The 18,180-nt window shown below is 60.3% G+C and carries 17 protein-coding genes; 3 read left to right on the forward strand and 14 right to left on the reverse strand.

Annotated elements, in window-relative coordinates:
• The 11 genes from PQR42_RS44475 to PQR42_RS44525 all read right to left on the reverse strand — a co-directional run.
• The coding region (locus tag PQR42_RS44475) for a phosphoglucose isomerase-related protein (RefSeq protein WP_494478191.1) at positions 1 to 300 on the reverse strand (300 nt) is incomplete at its 3' end.
• Between the two features lie 181 nt (positions 301 to 481).
• Entirely contained in the window at positions 482 to 1,516 is a 1,035-nt protein-coding gene (locus tag PQR42_RS44480; protein WP_408393322.1) for a class 1 fructose-bisphosphatase, read from the reverse strand.
• Between the two features lie 93 nt (positions 1,517 to 1,609).
• Positions 1,610 to 3,058, reverse strand: coding sequence for a glucose-6-phosphate dehydrogenase (gene zwf, locus PQR42_RS44485; protein ID WP_408495918.1), 1,449 nt, complete (start codon positions 3,056 to 3,058; stop codon positions 1,610 to 1,612).
• A gap of 66 nt (positions 3,059 to 3,124) precedes the next feature.
• Positions 3,125 to 4,177 carry a class II fructose-bisphosphate aldolase gene (fba, locus tag PQR42_RS44490; RefSeq protein WP_408208221.1) on the reverse strand — a complete coding sequence of 351 codons (1,053 nt, stop codon included), beginning with the start codon at positions 4,175 to 4,177 and terminating at the stop codon, positions 3,125 to 3,127.
• A gap of 121 nt (positions 4,178 to 4,298) precedes the next feature.
• Positions 4,299 to 6,335 carry a transketolase gene (gene tkt / locus PQR42_RS44495; protein ID WP_408495920.1) on the reverse strand — a complete coding sequence of 679 codons (2,037 nt, stop codon included), beginning with the start codon at positions 6,333 to 6,335 and terminating at the stop codon, positions 4,299 to 4,301.
• A 98-nt stretch (positions 6,336 to 6,433) separates the two neighbouring features.
• On the reverse strand, positions 6,434 to 7,105 hold the full coding sequence (gene dhaL, locus PQR42_RS44500) for a dihydroxyacetone kinase subunit DhaL (RefSeq protein WP_408393332.1): 672 nt from the start codon (positions 7,103 to 7,105) through the stop codon (positions 6,434 to 6,436).
• Complete coding sequence (locus PQR42_RS44505; protein WP_408393334.1) at positions 7,102 to 8,109, reverse strand: dihydroxyacetone kinase subunit DhaK; 1,008 nt, start codon at positions 8,107 to 8,109, stop codon at positions 7,102 to 7,104. Before PQR42_RS44505 ends, dhaL begins: the two co-directional genes overlap by 4 nt.
• Positions 8,110 to 8,135: 26 nt before the next feature.
• Positions 8,136 to 8,906: a GolD/DthD family dehydrogenase gene (locus tag PQR42_RS44510; RefSeq protein ID WP_408393337.1), complete on the reverse strand. Its 771-nt coding sequence runs from the start codon at positions 8,904 to 8,906 to the stop codon at positions 8,136 to 8,138.
• Between the two features lie 15 nt (positions 8,907 to 8,921).
• Entirely contained in the window at positions 8,922 to 9,923 is a 1,002-nt protein-coding gene (locus tag PQR42_RS44515) for a substrate-binding domain-containing protein (protein WP_408393339.1), read from the reverse strand.
• A gap of 42 nt (positions 9,924 to 9,965) precedes the next feature.
• Entirely contained in the window at positions 9,966 to 10,952 is a 987-nt protein-coding gene (locus tag PQR42_RS44520) for an ABC transporter permease (protein WP_408208204.1), read from the reverse strand.
• Positions 10,949 to 12,427 carry a sugar ABC transporter ATP-binding protein gene (locus PQR42_RS44525; RefSeq protein WP_408393342.1) on the reverse strand — a complete coding sequence of 493 codons (1,479 nt, stop codon included), beginning with the start codon at positions 12,425 to 12,427 and terminating at the stop codon, positions 10,949 to 10,951. Before PQR42_RS44525 ends, PQR42_RS44520 begins: the two co-directional genes overlap by 4 nt.
• 298 nt (positions 12,428 to 12,725) lie before the next feature.
• On the opposite strand from PQR42_RS44525, the gene rpiB reads away from it, so the two are divergent.
• Positions 12,726 to 13,196: a ribose 5-phosphate isomerase B gene (gene rpiB, locus PQR42_RS44530; protein WP_408208745.1), complete on the forward strand. Its 471-nt coding sequence runs from the start codon at positions 12,726 to 12,728 to the stop codon at positions 13,194 to 13,196.
• 87 nt (positions 13,197 to 13,283) lie between these two features.
• The gene (locus PQR42_RS44535) at positions 13,284 to 14,270 is read left to right on the forward strand and encodes a sugar-binding transcriptional regulator (RefSeq protein ID WP_408208198.1); all 987 of its coding nucleotides are present in this window, start codon (positions 13,284 to 13,286) and stop codon (positions 14,268 to 14,270) included.
• Positions 14,271 to 14,348: 78 nt separating this feature from the next.
• Here PQR42_RS44535 and PQR42_RS44540 read toward each other — a convergent pair whose 3' ends face one another.
• The 3 genes from PQR42_RS44540 to PQR42_RS44550 all read right to left on the reverse strand — a co-directional run bounded on the left by PQR42_RS44540 (position 14,349) and on the right by PQR42_RS44550 (position 17,806).
• A complete protein-coding gene (locus PQR42_RS44540; RefSeq protein WP_408393344.1) occupies positions 14,349 to 15,488 on the reverse strand; it encodes an ABC transporter substrate-binding protein in 1,140 nt (379 codons plus the stop codon).
• Between the two features lie 90 nt (positions 15,489 to 15,578).
• Entirely contained in the window at positions 15,579 to 16,598 is a 1,020-nt protein-coding gene (locus PQR42_RS44545; RefSeq protein ID WP_408393347.1) for a zinc-dependent alcohol dehydrogenase family protein, read from the reverse strand.
• On the reverse strand, positions 16,598 to 17,806 hold the full coding sequence (locus PQR42_RS44550) for a serine hydrolase domain-containing protein (protein ID WP_408393349.1): 1,209 nt from the start codon (positions 17,804 to 17,806) through the stop codon (positions 16,598 to 16,600). Before PQR42_RS44550 ends, PQR42_RS44545 begins: the two co-directional genes overlap by 1 nt.
• A gap of 221 nt (positions 17,807 to 18,027) precedes the next feature.
• Here PQR42_RS44550 and PQR42_RS44555 point away from each other — a divergent pair.
• On the forward strand, positions 18,028 to 18,180 hold a 153-nt coding region (locus tag PQR42_RS44555), incomplete at its 3' end, for a helix-turn-helix domain-containing protein (protein WP_408393352.1).

Here is an 18,180-nt window from a genome sequence, read left to right on the forward strand (position 1 = left end):
GGCGGTGTGCAGCACGGCGCGGCCTTCTGTCGGGTTGACGATGTCACCCGCGAACATCGCGTCGCGGCGTTTTTCGACGCCGGCTTCGCGCGCGAGTTGCACGAGCAGTTTCAGGGTCTCGTCGGTGATGCGGTTCTTCGAGAAATCGGCCGCGAGACCGCCGCCCGCGAACGCGAAGCGCTCAGCACGGGTAGGGGCGGGATCGTTCTCGGGGGCGAACCAGTCGCGCATATGCGCATCGCGAATCTTTTCGTAATGCGTTTGCAGCGAGGACCACGCGGAGGACGAAGATATTTTCATGGATTTCGAAAATGCTAAAAGAGCATCAGTCGGCAATGCGCGTGGTAAGCGCGCGATCGGGCACGGGAGACAGACGGTTATCCGGTTTCATGCTGCGGCAGCAATGGCAGCCTGGCATCTGGCGTGATTCAACAAAGGTGCTCATACCGCCGCATAATGACGTTTCGCCAAAAACGCAAGCTCACGCGGCCGTGACCTGGTCGTGGTATCGAAGCAGGCGCTCCACTTCCTGCCTTGACCCGAGGATGACGGGAACGCGCTGATGGACGTGGCCCGGCTGGACTTCCATGATGGGCATTTCTCCCGTCGTACTCATCCCACCGGCCTGTTCGACGATGAACGACATCGGATTGGCCTCATAGGTCAGCCGCAACCGCCCAGCAAGCTGGGGATTCTTGCTGTCTCGCGGATAGAGGAAAACGCCCCCGCGCATCAGGATTCGATGGACCTCCGCGACCATGGACGCTATCCATCGCATGTTGAAATTCGTTTGCCGCGGCCCCGAAGCACCCGCCACACACTCACGGACATAGCGGCGCACGGGTTCTTCCCAATAGCGTTCGTTGGACATGTTGATCGCGAATTCGCGGGTATTTTCCGGGATCTGAAGTTGTGGGTGAGTCAGCACGAATGATGCTGACTCCCTATCAAATGTGAAACCGTCAACGCCATACCCCGTGGTCAGCACGAACATCGTTGTTGCACCGTAGATCGCGTACCCCGCGCAGACCTGCGTCGCGCCCGGCTGAAGAAAATGGCTCTCGTCGAGTGCAGCGTCAGACGCCGGAGCAACCAGCACGGAAAAGATACTTCCGACAATGCCGTTAATCTCAAGATTGGAGGATCCATCGAGTGGATCGAAAAGAAGCAGATATTCAGGGGTATCCGTGGCATGTTCATGCACGGTCACTCGAACCGATTCGAGCTCTTCCGACGCCAGTCCGCGGAGACAACTAACCGACTCGACGGTACCGATCATAATGTCGTTCGAAACGACGTCGAGCTTCTTTTGCGCTTCTCCATGAACATTCTCGGACTGGGCATTTCCGGATGCACCGTCGAATACGCCTCGCTCGACAGCCGTTGCGATGGATGAGCACGCGTCAGCCACAGATTCGATCAGCTTGATCAGTCCCACCGGGATTCGCTTGTCATGTGCTGCGTTCGCGAGAAATGAGGATAGCGTAGTGTACTTAGTGATTGCGAGGTCAGTCATGTTCGGTCCGCTTGGCAGGAACTATCTGGCGATCGGTTGGAATCAACGGGTTGGGAGAGGCGCCGTCGACATGCATACAGCAACGAAGGACGCTCACGCGTCGCATGGCGCGACGCTGCCTTGTCCGAGCAGCGCGAGAGCTGCATCGGGACCCGCGCCTCCCGCGACATAACGCTCGGGAGGATCCTGCTCGCGCCAGGCGTCTATCACAGGATCGACCCATTGCCATGCGGCGTCGAGTTCGTCGCCTCGCATGAAAAGCGTGAGTCTGCCGCGGATCACGTCGAGCAGGAGCCGCTCGTAGGCATCCCTTCGTCTCGTCGAGAATGCCGAAGAAAATTCGAGGTTCAGACTCACCGGCCTGACCGTCATCTCATCGCCCGGCGCTTTGGTCATCAGGTAGAGTTTCAGGCTCTCGTCCGGCTGCAACCGGATCACGAGACGGTTGCCCCGGCTGTCCGTGCTGGGAGAGCCGAAAACCGAATGCGGTACATCCCTGAAATTGACGACGATCTCCGCGACTCGACTCTGCAGGCGCTTGCCGGTGTACAGATAAAAGGGCACGCCTGCCCAGCGCCAGTTATTTAGCTCCACTTTCAGCGCGACGAATGTCTCCGTCCGGCTATCTGCGCGGATGTCCTGCTCGTCCAGGTAGCCGGCAACCGGCACGCCGTGCATCTCGCCGGCCGTGTACTGACCACGTACGGTCTGCCGTGCCACATCGACCGCGCTGAGTGGCTTGAGCGAGCGAAGAACCTTGAGCTTTTCGTCGCGTACGGCATCCGCTTCGAGACTCAGCGGCGGCTCCATTGCGAGTATGCACAGCAACTGCAGTAGATGATTCTGGACCATGTCCCGCATTGCACCGGTGCGCTCGTAAAACGCACCGCGGCCCTCGACGCCCACCTGCTCGGCAATCGTGATCTGGACATCACGAATCCCATCGCGATTCCAGAGACGCTCGAACATGCCGTTGCCAAAGCGCAGCGCAAACAGGTTTTGCACGGTCTCCTTGCCGAGGTAGTGGTCGATCCGGTATATCTGCTGCTCGCGAAATATCGCCCCGACCTCGCGGTTGATCCGTTGAGCGGAGGGCGAATCATGGCCCAGCGGCTTCTCGAGAACGACCTTTGAAGTGGCGGAAACAAGCTCTGCCCGGTTCAGTTCGGTGCATATCGGAATGAAGAGTTCCGACGGAGTGGCAAGGTAGAAGATATGCCCCCGGCTGTCCTGCCATCGCAATGTTGCAGCGAGCCGTGCGTAGTCCGCAGGCACAAGCGCATCCAGCTGGACGAACTCGAGGCGAGATGAGAAGGTGGTCCAATGTGCGTCGTCGAAGTCGATGGCGGGCAGGAACTGACGAAAGGCATCGCGTACCTTGTCGAGGTAGCCGTTCCGATCCAGCCCATCGCGGCCGACGCCAACGATACGCATGCCGTCCGGAAGCGTTCCCTCCCGGTGGTTCTGATACAACGCGGGTAAAAGCTTGCGCATGGCAAGATCTCCCGTGCCGCCAAAAATCACCAATAACTGTGCTTTCATTGATCTGATCCCGACGAGATTCCTGAGTCCGCTACACGTATCGCGCACTCGTACCAGCGCGATCCATTACGCGCAATGCACGTGGTCATAACTCCCCGCCATGGCTGACAGCGCAACCGGCTTGATCTTGTGCGCCTGTCCGGCACTGCCGAATGCCTCGAAGCGGGAACGGCACAGGTCTCGTGCCGCCCCGGTTGCGTCCGTGAGAAATCGTCGAACGTCGAACTCAGAAGGACGCTGTGCGAGTGAGCGCCGTATTGCGCCTGTCATCACAAGGCGGATATCCGTGTCGATGTTGATCTTGCGTACGCCATGACGAATGCCCTCGCAAATCTCTTCCACCGGAACACCGTACGTCTCCCGGATTTCACCGCCGAACTCGCGGATGATCTCAAGCCATTCCTGAGGCACGGAACTTGACCCGTGCATCACCAGATGAGTATTGGGCAGGCGACGATGAATCTCCCTGATCCTGTCGATCGCGAGAATATCGCCCGACGGTTTGCGGGAGAATTTGTAGGCGCCGTGCGACGTGCCAATAGCAATTGCCAACGCGTCGACCCCGGTGCGTTGCACGAACTCGGCGGCCTGCTCGGGGTCCGTCAGCAGCATGTCGTGAGTCAGCACGCCTTCGGCGCCGGAGCCGTCTTCCTCCCCCGCCAGTCCCGATTCAAGCGAACCCAGACATCCGAGCTCACCCTCGACTGACACCCCGACGGCATGCGCCATATCCACCACCTTCCGCGTTACCTCAACGTTATAGTCGTAGGTTGCAACGGTTTTCATGTCCGGCATGAGTGAACCGTCCATCATCACGCTGCTGAATCCGCTACGGATCGCGGCCTGACAAACAGCCGGCGATGCCCCATGGTCCTGATGCATCACGACCGGGATGTCGGGATAAGTCTCGATCGCCGCAACGACCAGGTGCCGCAGAAACGCTTCGCCGGCGTATTTCCGCGCACCGGCGGAGGCCTGCATGATGACCGGACTATCGCAGTCGTCGGCCGCCTGCATGATCGCCTGAACCTGCTCCAGGTTATTGACGTTGAATGCCGGCACGCCATACGCGTGCTCGGCCGCATGGTCCAGTAACTGTCGCAATGAAATCAGCGCCATGTCATTTCCAGGAAGTAATGTCGCCGTACGGCGAACGTCGTTAAATTGATATCGAGAATGATCACGACATCGCGCCGGCGTCGGCCGTTCGGGCACTTTCTGGCACGACGCGGCGACGCAACTAGTCGACCATCCCTTGTTCCATTTCGAGCGTGCGGCTCACCGCGTCCACGATCGCGTCCACCGTAATACCGAACTCTTCGTACAGCGTCTCAGCCGGAGCCGACTCGCCAAAGTGCGACAACCCGATTACAGCGCCGCTCAAACCGACGTACTTCCGCCAGAAATCGCCAGCTGCCGCTTCAACGGCCACGCGCCGGATCTTTGGCGGCAAAACGGAAAGCTGGTACGCAAGCGGCTGGCTATCGAAGATCGTCGTTGATGGCATGGACACGACCCTTGCGGCAATCCCTTGCTCAGCGAGCGCAGTCTGCGCTTTGAGCGCGATTTCCACTTCGGAACCCGTCGCAATCAGAATGATGTCCAGTGTTTCGCCAACGGCCTCCGAGAGTACATACCCGCCTTGCCGGATTTGTGCCTTCGCCTGCGCGCTGCGGGAAAGCGGCGGCAGATTCTGACGAGAAAGCAGCAGCGCGGTCGGCGCGTTAGTTGTCTCCAGTGCTGCCGCCCACGCGACTGCTGTTTCGACCGTGTCCGCCGGCCGCCATACACTCATGCCTGGAATCTGGCGCAGCATCGCCGCGTGCTCGACCGGCTGATGGGTGGGCCCATCTTCGCCGAGACCAATCGAATCGTGGGTGAAGACGTAGATACATTGCAGGTGCATCAGCGCCGCCATACGAAGCGCATTCTTCGCGTAGTCGGAAAACACCAGGAAGGTCCCGCCGTACGGAAGAAAACCGCCATGGAGGGCAACGCCGTTCATGATCGCGACCATGCCGAACTCGCGAACGCCGTAGTGGATATAGTTTCCAGATCCGTTCGCGCTGTCGGGTACGATCGCGCGGGAAGCCGGCACCATGGTGAGATTCGACGGCGCGAGATCTGCCGAGCCGCCTAGAAGTTCAGGCAGTCGGCCAACCAGCAGATCAAGGCACTTCTGCGACGCCTTGCGGGTCGCCATCTTCTGCTCGAACCAGTCACTGCCCTCCAGCAGGCTTTCGATCACGTCGGCGCATCGCTCACGGCGACTGCCGTGCATACGGGATTCGAAGTAGTCGGCCTTTTCCGGAAAGTGGGTACGATAGGCTTCGAACAGCGTGCGCCATGCCATGTTGCTCTCACGGCCCGCTGCTCGCGAGTCCCATGCGCTGCGAATCGGCTCGGGAATATCGAATGGCGCGTGACTCCAGCCAAGATGCTCCCGCGTGGCCGTGATTTCAGCGGCCCCAAGCGGAGCGCCATGCACGTCGTGCGTGCCGGCCCGATTGGGCGAGCCATGTCCGATCACCGTCTTGCAGCATATCAAGGTCGGCCGGTCACGTTCCGCACGCCCTGCCTCGATCGCGCGCTCGATCGAAAGCGGATCATGTCCGTCGACACCCTCGACGACATGCCAGCCATACGCACGGAAGCGCATCGGGGTCTGGTCGGTGAACCAGCCCTCGACATGACCGTCGATCGAAATGCCGTTGTCGTCATAAAACGCAATCAGTTTGCCGAGATGCCATGTACCGGCGAGCGAGCATGCTTCATGCGAGACGCCCTCCATGAGGCAGCCGTCACCGAGAAACACATAGGTGTGGTGATCGACGATATCGAATCCCGGTTCGTTGAATTCAGCGGCCAACAACCGTTCAGCCAGCGCCATGCCGACTGCGTTGGCAAGACCCTGCGCTAACGGGCCAGTGGTCGTCTCGACCCCTGGCGTCAGACCGCGTTCAGGGTGTCCGGGCGTAACCGATTGCCACTTCCGGAATCCCTTCAGATCGTCTATGGACAGACCGTAGCCACTCAGATGCAGCACGGCATACAGCAGCATCGAACCGTGACCGTTCGACAGCACAAAGCGATCCCGGTTGACCCAATCCGGAACCGCGGGATCATGCTTCAGGTACTTGCGCCAGAGTACTTCGGCAATATCCGCCATCCCCATCGGCATGCCGGGATGTCCAGAATTCGCAGCCTGGACGGCGTCGATCGACAGAAACCGCACTGCATTGGCAAGTTCTGTCCGGGTCGGATTAGCATGATCCATGAGTCACCACTATTTCGTATACCTAAATTAATATATTGAAGCCTCGCGCGTTTTCTCGACGAGGCTCCTGCATCCAGTCTTCGGGTACAGCCTCAGCGTCAGGCAGCGGGCACCGCCGTACTGTCCAACAGATGCGTGATCGATTCGCCCATGCTGCGCAGGATCAGGAAGCAGGAACATGCACCGGCGTCCAGGACGCCAATCGAACGGTCGCCTAGCCGGGCCGCGCGTCCGATACGGGCGCGCAGGTCGCGAGTCGAATTCATCCCGGCTTCCGCGGCAACCACCAGCGCATCGATACACTCCCGGAAGCTCTTGCCCTCTTCCAATGCCGCCCCATACGCGTTACGCGCTGGAACAAGCGTGTCGATCAGTGTCTTGTCGCCGACCTTCGCATCGCCGATCTCCTGGACAGAAACAATGCCGGCAACGAGCGCCTGATAGAAAAGAGATTTGTCGAGCTCGGCGTAGTCCGCGAACGTGTCGCTCATACTGAGAAAGAAAGTCCCGTAGAGCGGCCCCATCGAGCCACCGATTCCTTCCATGAGCGCCGAGGACAGATCGCCCAAGGCCACCGGGAACGACGGTACCGCTCCGCGTGCCGCAAGATGCTCCCCACACTGGGTGAAGCCCTTGCTCATGTTGATGCCATGATCGCCGTCGCCAATCGCGCCGTCGACTTCGCTCAGATACTGGCGATTCGCATTGATGGTGCGAACCAGATCGACGACGACGCCGCCGGCGTCGGCCAATTTAACGGTTTCAGTCATCGTGCGTCTCCCACATTGAGTCCGATGCTTTGACATGGATGCGCGAGGCACGCGCTCAGTTCATCGTCGAGTTTCGTCAACGTCAGCGTGACTCCCATCATTTCCAGGGACGTAAAAAGATTGCCGACGAACGAGAACTGAATATCGATTCCCGCTTCACGCAGATACTCGGCAACCTCGCCATACAGGATGTATTGCTCCATCACCGGCGTCGCACCGAGGCCGGACAGCAACACCGACACCTTGTCGCCTCTGGCAAAAGGCAAATCGGGCAACAGCTTGTCGAGCATCAGCCGCGCCATGTCTCGCGCTGGAACGGTGGGCTGCACCAGAATGCCGGGTTCGCCATGATGGCCGATGCCGACTTCCATTTCGCCGTCCTTGATGACGAAGTTGGCCTTGCCGACCGCAGGGATCGTACAGGCGGACAGGCCGACGCCGATCGAGCGGGTCGAATCCACCGCCTTGCGTGCAGCGGCGATCACCTCATCGAGCGTGGCGCCCTGGGCCGCCCGCGCACCTCCGACCTTCCACATCACGATTTCACCGGCAACGCCACGCCGTTTTTCGATCTCATCTTTCGGCGCCGAGGCGGCATCGTCATTTGCTACGACCGTGCGCACGCGAATGCCCTCGCGCTCGGCCAGCTTGATTGCCATCTTCACGTTCATATTGTCGCCAGCGTAATTGCCGTAAAGGCAAGCTACGCCTGCGCCGCTGTCGGCCGCCTTGAAAGCCTCGAAGAATGATTTCGCAGTCGGCGACGAGAAGATCTCGCCGATGGCCACGGCATCCACCAGGTTGCGCCCGACATAACCGATAAAAGCGGGTTCGTGGCCTGATCCCCCTCCGGTCACAATGCCCACACGGTCCTTCTGGCGAGCATGCGCATGCGAGACAACGCGAGGATTCTCCGGTGCGGCGCGCAACTCCGGGTGCGCCGCGAGGATGCCGCGGAGCATGTCCTCGACAACGAGATCAGGATTGTTAATGACGCGATTCATACCGTTCCTTTACATCTTGAGTATTGTTACTGGGCGGTGTAGCCGCCATCAATCACGATATTCTCGCCGTTGACCATGGCAGCCGTGTCGCTGACCAGATACAGAATCAACGCGGCGATTTCGTCGGGGCGCGCAAATCGCCCTGCGGGAATCTTAGCCTTCATCGCTTCGCCCACCGCACCCGCCCAGGCTTTCCTGCCCAGTTCGGTATCGACGACCGTGGGTGAAACGGCGTTGACCGTAATACCGTGTTTTGCCCATTCGAGCGCGAGCACCTTTGTCATGCCGACGATTGCGGCCTTACTCGCGCAGTACGCCACATGGCGCTCCAGTGCGACGACACTCGCCTGAGAAGCCAGATTCACAATCCGGCCGCCAGTACCGCGGCTCAGCATCTGCTTGCCGACGGCCTGCGCAAGGAGGAACGGGGCCTTGAGATTGATCGTCATCGTCCGGTCCCAGGCTTCCTCGGACAGTGTTTCCGCGTTCTCAAGCAGAGCGACGCCGGCATTGTTGACCAGGATGTCGACGGGGCCTAACGTTTCGGTCACGCGCCGCACCAGGGCGTCCGATATCCCAGCGGCGGTGATGTCCGCTGCGATACCCACGTGCCGCTCGGGGCCGCCGGGAAGTGTCCGGGCTACGGCCTCGACGGCCGGGTTGATATCGAGCAGTGCGACACGCGCACCCGCAGCGGCAAGGCACTCAGCGACGGCAAACCCGATACCGCTTGCCGCACCGGTCACGACCGCGACGCGGTCCGTGATATCAAAAGGGGTCGTTGAATTGACCGACATCGCTCCACTCCTTGATTAGTTACTCTTGGGAATCTTGTTGAGAATCTCCTGGGCATTGGCCGGCGTGACCTGCGTCCACGGCACCGCGTAGGACTTCGCAGTACCGTCGTCCCACGGCATCTTCGTGCCGTATCCGGCCCAGACGTCCGAGCGCGGCTTGTAAGACGAACCGACGACCGTACGCAACGCGACGTCCAGTGCGCCTTGCGCCTGCGCCTGCGAATCCTGGAAGAAGGTTGTCATTTCGCCCCGCTTGACTGCCGCGATACCGTCGACAATTCCGTCGATGCCGGCGACCGGGACCTTCTTCGGATCGATGCCCTTCGATTTCAGAGCCTGGATTGCGCCAAGCGCCATGTCGTCGTTCTCCGCAATGATGCCGCTGATCTGCCCCGGATGGGCGGTCAGCCAATTCTCGACCAGCGCCAGCGACTCGGCACGTGACCAGTTCGCCGTCTTATGCTCGAGCACTTTGACGGTCGGGGTTTTCGACAGCACGTCCTGGATGCCTTTCGAACGATCGATCTGCGCGGATTGTCCGATCGGACCCTCGAGGATCACCACATTTCCCTTGCCGCCGATTGCCTTGACGATCGCCTCTGCCTCCATCTGTCCCGCGATCACGTCGTTGCTACCAACATAGGACGTGAGCTTGTCGCCGGACACCAGGGTATTCGATCCGATGACCGGAATGTGCGCCGCGGCGGCTTTCGCCACGGCGGCGGCGCCCGCCGCCTTGTCGATCGGCACGAAAATGATCGCGTCGTATTTCTGCGTGATCATCGTGTCGAACTGGTTGCTCTGGGTGAGCGCGTCGTAATTGCCGTCGAATACCGTGAGCTGCACCGTACCGTCCTTGACTGCGGGCTGCGCCTTAAGCGCGTTGGTCCACATCTGCATGAACTCGCCTTTTAGACCATACACCGCCGCCCCGATACGGATAGGTTTGGCCTGCACGACAGTACAGGTAAGGCCCATCACTGCGCAGGCCAGCAAGGTTTTTTTCCACGAAATCATCGAAGTCTCCTGAATATCCAGATTCTTGCTTTTGGGTTGACGTTATTGCTTCTTGCGCGAAGCATCGAGCAGGACGGCGCCGACGATAATGACGCCCTTTACAACTTGCTGGTAATACGACGACACGCCCAGCAGATTCAGTCCGTTATTGATGACGCCGATCAGCAGCGCGCCCACAACGGTTCCTCCGAGCGAGCCCGTGCCGCCCGAAAGACTCGTGCCGCCGATCACGACGGCCGCGATGGCATCGAGTTCATAGGACACGCCGGCCTGCGGCAAAGCCGATGTCGTGCGCGCGGCGAGGATAATCCCGGCAAGACCGGCCAGCAGTCCGCCGATCACATAGACGGAAAAGATGATTTTCCCGGTCGAGATACCGCTCGTCTTGGCGCTCTTTACGTTGCCGCCCACTGCATAAACGTAGCGGCCGTAGGTCGTATAGCGCAGGACAAACCAGAACAGCACGACCACGAGAGCGAAAACGATGATCGGCACCGGTACCCCGGCAATCGCGCCCGTGCCGATGGCCAGGTAACCGTCCGGCAGGTCGGTCACCGGCATGCCGTCGTTATAGATATAGGTCAGCCCCCGCGCCGCGCTCAGCATGCCGAGCGTTGCAACAAAAGGAGGGATGGAGAGCCGGGCAACGAGCAAGCCGTTGATCGCGCCAACGGCTGCGCCCACGGCAAGCCCTGCTGCCAGTCCGAATGCCGCGCCGTGCGGATGCGCACCGGTCATGAGACTGGCACTGATGATGCCGGCAAGGGCGAGCGTCGAACCAACGGACAGGTCGATGCCCGCCGTGAGCACGACATAAGTCATCCCGACGGCCAGGATGCCGTTGATCGAAGTCTGTCGCAGGATGTCCGCGATGTTGCCGAGTGTCAGAAAGTACTGGTTTGCAAAAGACAGCACGATACACAGGACGATGAGCACGGCAACGATGCCGTAGCGCCGGTAGATATCGCGCATGTGTGCGGAACGGCTTTGGCTCGCCGGGACTTTCAGGGAAGTGGTATGTGTATTCATGATGCGAGGTGCAGAAGATCTTCCTGAGTGGTGGTATGGCCGTCGATCACGGTGACCAACTGCCCCGACTTGAAAATGGCGATGCGGTCGCTGACATCCAGAATTTCCTGTGCCTCGGAAGACACCACCATGGCGGCGCCCCCTTTCGATACGAAGTCGTCGAGAAGCTTATAGACCTCGCGCTTGGCACCCTCATCGATGCCCCGGGTCGGTTCATCGCACAGCAGGCACGTGGGCTCGGTTGAAAGACAACGCGCGAGCACGACCTTCTGCTGGTTTCCCCCGCTCATCGACGACACCGGAAGCGACACGGAACTGGTCTTGATCCGCATGCGCTCGACCATCGAATCGACGAGAGCCTTCACCTTTCGGCGGTTGATCAGCGACAGGCGCGACAGGCGGTTGTAGGCGGAGAACGAGATGTTGTCGCGCACGGACGCTGACAGTACGAGCCCCGTCTCCTTGCGGTCCTCCGTTATGAGAGACAAGCCTGCCTGGATGGCCTTGGCGGGGCGGCCAACCGGCAACGCATGGCCCTTGAGCCTGACTTCGCCGCTATCGGGACGGGTCAGCCCATACATGCAGTTGAGGTATTCACTGCGGCCCGCGCCCATGAGCCCATAGATGCCAAGGATTTCTCCCTGGTGAACCGTCAGCGAGATATCGTTGAATTCCGACTCCCGGGAAAGACCTGTCGACTCCAGTACGGGCTCGCCCACGGGCCTGCGAACCTTCTCGGCGGAATGAAGCTTGCGGCCGACAATCGTGCTCACCAGATACGAGCGGTCGATGTCGGCGATACGTCCGCTGTCGACATACCGTCCGTCGCGAAAGACCGTGTAGTCGTCCGCGATCTGGAAGATTTCCGAGAGCCGGTGGCTGACGTAGATGATTCCGGTCCCCTGCGCCGTCAGGTTGCGGATCGCGTTGAACAGCACCTCGGTCTCGCGCTCGCCGATAGCTGAAGTCGGCTCGTCCATGATCATCACGTCGCAGTCGCGGCTGAACGCCTTCGCGATCTCGACTAACTGGATCTGCGCAAGGCTCAGCGATGACATGCGTGCGCGGGCGTCGACCGGAAAAGCGAGCCGGTCCAGGAGTTCCTGCGCTTGCCTCGCGAGCGCCGCAAATTTGACCAGCACACCGGCCCTGCGGGGTTCGCGACCGAGATACAGGTTCTCGGCGACGGTCATGCCGGGAATCGGCGATAGCTCCTGGGTAATGATCGCGATGCGATTGTCGAGCGCTTCGGCCGGCGTCTGAAAGTTGACGCTTTGCCCCTTGAACAGGATTTCTCCGGCATCGCGCTGGGTGATACCCATGACGATGCCAAGGAAGGTCGATTTTCCGGCACCGTTCCCGCCGCACAGCGCGTGGACACTTCCGCGCCGCAGCTTCAAACGGCCGTCCTCTAGCGCCCTGACACCATTGAATGCCTTTTGTACACCGCTGGCATCCACAAGAAGGTCGTCCACTTTGTCTCCTAACATTTGCTCGTCGTTGAACATTTGAGCATCTGGATCACATCGTAGATTCGAGCCCATCGCCTGTCAATTACTGGGACTACGTGGTTTACCCCTAATATCACCCCACCCCCGATCTGCTGCAGCGCGGCAGTGAAAGTCAATTACACAAGGACTCTCAGGCGCGATCCGGCATAAAAAAACTCATGACGACGCCCTTGACTTTCGCTCGCGCTCCAATGAGAATTTGATCGTCAATGAACATTTGATCACTCGTACATTGAGCAATCCCGGACAACTGGAGTTAAATATGAAGCTGGCAATCGGATGCGATGAAGCCGCATTTGACCTGAAGGAACTGATCAAGCAACATTTGACTGGCAAGGGACTGGACGTCACCGACTTCGGAACATACGAGGCGGAACCTGTCCACTACCCGAACATCGCGTTCGCAGTGGCCGAGAAGGTCGCGCAAGGCGAGTTCGATCGCGCCGTGCTGCTGTGCGGAACTGGCATCGGCATGGCGATCGCCGCCAACAAGGTGCATGGCATCCGCGCTGCGCAATGCCACGACACCTACTCGGCCGAGCGGGCGAGCAAGAGCAACGACGCGCAAATCATTACAATTGGCGCTCGCGTGGTCGGCCCCGAACTCGCGAAAGCGATTGTTGACACATGGCTTGGTGCGAGCTTCGACGGCGGACGCTCCGTCCCGAAGGTGAACCGCATCAAGGAATACGAGGATGACCACCAGTTACCCCGCAACAGCAAGCCTGCATGAACTGGCTGCCCCGGTCATCAGTCGATCGCCCACCGGCTCCGCGGCAGGCCACGTTATATCCAGCCGAATGGGAAAGAGACAAATCATATGACCACCGACGAACTGACTCGTCTGGCAACGCTTTACTATGTCGACGGACTGACGCAGGAAGATCTGTCGAAGCAGTTCTCGCTGTCTCGCGCCAAGATAGGCCGCCTTCTGAAGCGTGCGCAGGAAGAAGGCATCGTTGAAATTCGCGTAAGACATCATCCACGTGATACACGGGACCTCGAACGTGAGTTGATCGATCGGTTCGGGATCGAAAAGGCAATCGTCTCCGTCAATCACAAGGACCAGGACAAGCAGCGTGAACTGCTGGCCGGCCTGGTCGCCAGTCATCTGGATCGCATTCTCACCAATGACATGATCGTTGCCGTGGGTATCGGCCGCAATATCAACGCGATCTCCGAGCACGCGATCTCGTCAACGCAGCGTTCTCCGACCTTCGTCTGCGCCATCGGCGGGTTCTACCGGGGCGGCGAGGTCATGAATGCCGACCACATCAGCCGTCGGCTTGCCGCCCGCTTTGGGGGTGGCAGCGAAACGCTTTACGCGCCGGCCCTGGTGGGCGACCCCGCCGTCCGCGAGGGTCTGCTTCATAACGATGCGGTCAAACCCACGCTCGACAAGGCACGTAGAGCACACATCGCACTGGTTGGGGTCGGCGACATCAATGAAGACAGCATCATGGTTCGCAATGGCTGGTTTTCGCCAGACGAGATCGCCGAACTCCGCAAGTGCGGGGCAGTTGGAGATTTGATGGGCTATCACTTCATTGATATTGCCGGTCGTCCCGTTGTTACTCCGGTTCGCGACCGGGTCATTGGTCTTGGCATGGAAGACCTGAAACGCATTCCGAACGTCATTGCGGTCGCCAGCGAAAATACCAAGACGACCGCTGTCCTGGGAGCGTTGCGCGCAGGGGCAATCAACACGCTCGCAACGACGGAAGCCATTGCTCAATCCATTGTCAGCCTGGAAGACGCGACTCGTAGTCAGCTTTCTCCGCAGCAACAGGAAATGGTTACCCGCTAAAGAAGCAACCGTCTGAATAGCGCACGCATGCAGGGCGTGTTCGTCTGCGGCATCCGCACCGCACACGGTCCAGACGGCCTACTTCCCGACCTGCTCGAGAACCGCAAGCTTGCCGCCCCGCATTCCGACGATCTGCATCATGACGTGGGAATGATTGTGCTCGTCCATCGCAAAGGTGCCACCAAGCATGGACGGCATCTGGGTCGATCGTAACGCCTGCTGTATCGCGACAGGATCGTCCGAGTTCGCGCGACGGATCGCGTCCACCGCCAGCTCCGTCGCCTCGAACGCGAAGACTGCCCGCTGGGTCGGAGCGAGCCCGTATTTCTCCCGGTAAGAGGCCACGAACTCCCGCACGCCGGAGTCCGGCGCCGAGGGTGTAAATACTGAAATCCCCGCGGCCCGATCAAGCGCGCCAGCCGCCACGAACTGGGGAGACAAGTTCGCAATCGCCGCCGTGAAATCGATGCGACCCGCTATAGGGGCGCCGCCACCGGTTTGCTCATAAGCACGGAAAAAAGCGGCACTCGATGCGCCAAGAAGCGTAACGATGCGATCTGGCTGCAGCGCCTTCAATCGCTCGATGGACGGAACAAGATCCGTGGCGCCCTTCGCAACCGTCTCGCTGGCCAACGTCTCGATGTGAGCGGCCGTCGCGGCCTTTTCCATCGCCGCCGCGTTGGCGCGGCTGAAGTCGTTGTCGTCCGCCAGGATGACGATCCGCTTGACGTTCCGGGTCTTCAGCCACTGCATCATCGCAGTCGCCACATCGCCATCGGATGGGCTGGTTTTGAAAACGTAGGCGTAGCCACCGGAGCCGGCCGCGTCGACAAATTCCTGACCGGCCGAAATGTCGATCACAAACGGTACCTTCGCGTCATTCGCCACCGGCATTACGGCGCGCGTGACAGGCGTCGCCAGCGCGCCCAGCAACACGGAAACATGCACTTGCCCGATGAGTCGCTTCGCCGCCGCAATACCTGTTGCCGGATCGGCGGCGTTGTCGGCATAGAACGCCTCGACGGGTCTGCCAAGCACGCCGCCGGATGCGTTGATGCGCCGCAATGCCAACTCGACGCCGTATTGCTCGCTCTGTCCGCGATCAGCATTCGGGCCGCTAAGGATGGTTGTGACGCCGATGCGAACGGGTTCCGCGGCGAATGCCGGGTTCACGGCAATCGCCAATCCCGTCGCCAACAACACTGACACCAATCTCATACACGATTCCTTTGCTGATCGCTTCATTAGCGATCGCAGCCAAACGGCCCTTGGAAGCCCCTGTTACCGGAACAGAAGGCGAGCGTCGCGTTATGCGCGCACGTCGATCACCACTTTGCCGAAATGCCTCCCGCCCGCGAGATACTCATAGGCAGACGGAGCCGCATCGAACGGGAAAACTTTGTCGACAGCGGGATTGATCTCGTTGACGTCGACGAAACGGACGAGCTGCTCGAGCATCGCGCGACTACCCGCGGTAATGCCGACGAGGCGCTTTGCTCCGCCGATGAGTGCGCCGGGCTCGATCGAGACACCCCCGCCACCGCTGACCCGGCCGATCACGACAATCGTCCCACCGGGTCCCGCGGCCTTCAGTGAGCGCGCCAACGTGCCCTCGCCACCAACCTCGACCACGACATCGACCCCGGCACCCTCCGTAATCTGCAAGACCTCGTCCTGCCATTCCGGGCTGTTCCGATAGTTGATCGTCGCATTCGCGCCTAGCGAGCGCGCACGTTCAAGTTTTTCGTCCTGGGACGATGTCACGATCGTGAAGACGCCCGCGGCGCTCGCAAGCTGAAGTGCCCAAAGCGAGACACCGCCAGTTCCCAGCAGCAGCACGCTGCCGCCGGGTTTGACCGCGCCTGCGACGAACAACGCATTCCATGCCGTCACGCCAGCGCAAGGCAACGTTGCAGCCATAATGGGATCAAGACTGCGTGGCGCCAGCACGAAAGCCTCCTCACTTGCCACGATTTCTTCGGCGAGCGTGCCATCGAACTGGGCGCCGAAGGACACGGCTGTCTTGCCAGGGGACAACGCGCCATCAATCCATCGCGGGTAGTAACTTGTGATGACGCGATCGCCCACCTTGAAGCGGGTGACCGCATCCCCAATGGCGATGACGTCCCCACATCCATCGACGAGCGGAATGATCGGATAGTTCGGCGGGCTATAGAACTGGCCCCGCGCGAAACTGAGGTCACGATGGTTGAGCGCGGCAGCCTCCACACGCACCCTGATTTCGTAGGCACCAGGGTTCCGGCTTGGACGTTCGACACGTTCAATTCCGCCAATGCCAGCACCGGCCTGGATTTGATATGCGTTCATTACACCTCCTGGTAGACTGCACGGCGCAACGCCATTGGAAAATCCCCGGTCATGCCTGAGACTGCTGTGTTCGTCAACGCAACGACAGAAATGCCGGCAGCGGGGTCCACCCAGAAATTCGTGCCGTACACGCCGGACCAATTCCAGGCGCCGGCGCTCACTGGCGACTTCGCCGCCGCCGGATCCCGGAGTACGGCCACGCCGAGTCCCCAGCCGAAGCCTGGGCCGGCTGCGCCGACCGGCAGATCCCCGATCGCATTGGACGTCATCGCCGTCACGGTTTCCGGGCGGATGATGCCCGCACCACCTGAGCGGATCGCTTCGGCAAAGCGGAGGTAATCTTCCGCCGTGCCTACCATGCCGACTCCACCTGATGGAAAGGCCTTCGAATCGAATGCCCGGGCGGGCGAATACACAATCGCGCTTTGCCCGAAGCCGAGCGAAAAGGGATCGGTCATGCGGGTGGCCTGAGGCGACGTATCGCCATACGGCGTCGCCAGCAAGGTATCGGCTGAAGCAACGAAGCGGATGCTGGAGATGCCCAGCGGATCCGTCACGATGCGTTGGACCGCGTCGGGCAATGTCATGCCGGTTACGCGCTCGATGACGGCACCGAGCACGTCGATGGCGACGGAATAGTGCCACGCAGTGCCAGGCTCGAAGAGCAGCGGTGCCGATGCAATTCGCCGAAGGTTCTCTTTCAGCGTCAGTCCAGAATGGTCGAGTCCGTCGGACACACCCAACTGGTGATAGGGACCGCCCTCAGCCTCAAGGAACCCGTAAGTCAGCCCCGCCGTATGCGTGAGCAGATGGCGCACCGTGATGATGGGCTCGCGGCCATCGGGCAGCTTCGGGCGGAAGTCGGGAAGCCATCGGGTAACGGGATCTTCCAGGCCAAGCCGGCCATCATCAATAAGCGCCAGCGCCGTCACGCAGACAATCGGTTTTGTCATCGACGCCAGGCGGCAAACTTCGTTTTCCGTCATCGGCCGGCGGGCTTCACGATCGGCAAAACCAGCCGCGTGCCGGTAGACGATCTCTCCGTCTTTTGCGGCAATCACGGTTGCGCCTACGATGTGCCCGCTGTTCACCGCGTCGAGAATGACGGCGTCCAGCGTCTTCGCCCGATTCCATCGGGACTGAATGGCCGGCGCAGACGACGTCGCCTCGGAAACCGGACTCGTCAACGCTGCGGCGAGGCCGCCGATCGTGGCAGCGACGCAGAATTCACGGCGAGATACCTTTCGAACCGCGCCTGCTCGCCGGGATGTGGATGCTCTCATTGCTGCCCTGCCCCTGCCGCTCGCGCGGCCTCTAACAAGATATGAACAGCAATGTACAGTTTCACCTATGAGGCGATAATATGCTCAATCGTCGATTCAGTTTTTAACCACAGCGAGAAATCACAATGCTCGACCGCCTTACGGGAATGCAGGTGTTCTCCCGTGCAGCTACTGCCGGAAGCCTCTCCGCGGCCGCCCGGCAACTCGGCCTGTCGCCCGCCATGGCGACCAAGCATCTGGATGCGGTGGAGCACCGGCTGGGCGTGCGTCTGTTTCACCGCAGCACGCGCAAGCTCACG

Source organism: Paraburkholderia sediminicola, assembly GCF_046027355.1.
Taxonomy (GTDB): Bacteria; Pseudomonadota; Gammaproteobacteria; order Burkholderiales; family Burkholderiaceae; genus Paraburkholderia; species Paraburkholderia sediminicola_B.

Excerpts from the sequence above, each read along its gene's own strand:
- PQR42_RS44505 (WP_408393334.1), bottom strand. The coding sequence starts at position 8,109 with ATGAATCGCGTCATTAACAATCCTGATCTCGTTGTCGAGGACATGCTC.
- PQR42_RS44540 (WP_408393344.1), bottom strand. The coding sequence starts at position 15,488 with ATGAGATTGGTGTCAGTGTTGTTGGCGACGGGATTGGCGATTGCCGTG.
- tkt (WP_408495920.1), bottom strand. The coding sequence starts at position 6,335 with ATGGATCATGCTAATCCGACCCGGACAGAACTTGCCAATGCAGTGCGG.
- PQR42_RS44520 (WP_408208204.1), bottom strand. The coding sequence starts at position 10,952 with ATGAATACACATACCACTTCCCTGAAAGTCCCGGCGAGCCAAAGCCGT.
- fba (WP_408208221.1), bottom strand. The coding sequence starts at position 4,177 with ATGGCGCTGATTTCATTGCGACAGTTACTGGACCATGCGGCCGAGCAC.
- PQR42_RS44535 (WP_408208198.1), top strand. The coding sequence starts at position 13,284 with ATGACCACCGACGAACTGACTCGTCTGGCAACGCTTTACTATGTCGAC.
- PQR42_RS44545 (WP_408393347.1), bottom strand. The coding sequence starts at position 16,598 with ATGAACGCATATCAAATCCAGGCCGGTGCTGGCATTGGCGGAATTGAA.
- zwf (WP_408495918.1), bottom strand. The coding sequence starts at position 3,058 with ATGAAAGCACAGTTATTGGTGATTTTTGGCGGCACGGGAGATCTTGCC.
- PQR42_RS44480 (WP_408393322.1), bottom strand. The coding sequence starts at position 1,516 with ATGACTGACCTCGCAATCACTAAGTACACTACGCTATCCTCATTTCTC.
- rpiB (WP_408208745.1), top strand. The coding sequence starts at position 12,726 with ATGAAGCTGGCAATCGGATGCGATGAAGCCGCATTTGACCTGAAGGAA.
- dhaL (WP_408393332.1), bottom strand. The coding sequence starts at position 7,105 with ATGACTGAAACCGTTAAATTGGCCGACGCCGGCGGCGTCGTCGTCGAT.
- PQR42_RS44510 (WP_408393337.1), bottom strand. The coding sequence starts at position 8,906 with ATGTCGGTCAATTCAACGACCCCTTTTGATATCACGGACCGCGTCGCG.
- PQR42_RS44515 (WP_408393339.1), bottom strand. The coding sequence starts at position 9,923 with ATGATTTCGTGGAAAAAAACCTTGCTGGCCTGCGCAGTGATGGGCCTT.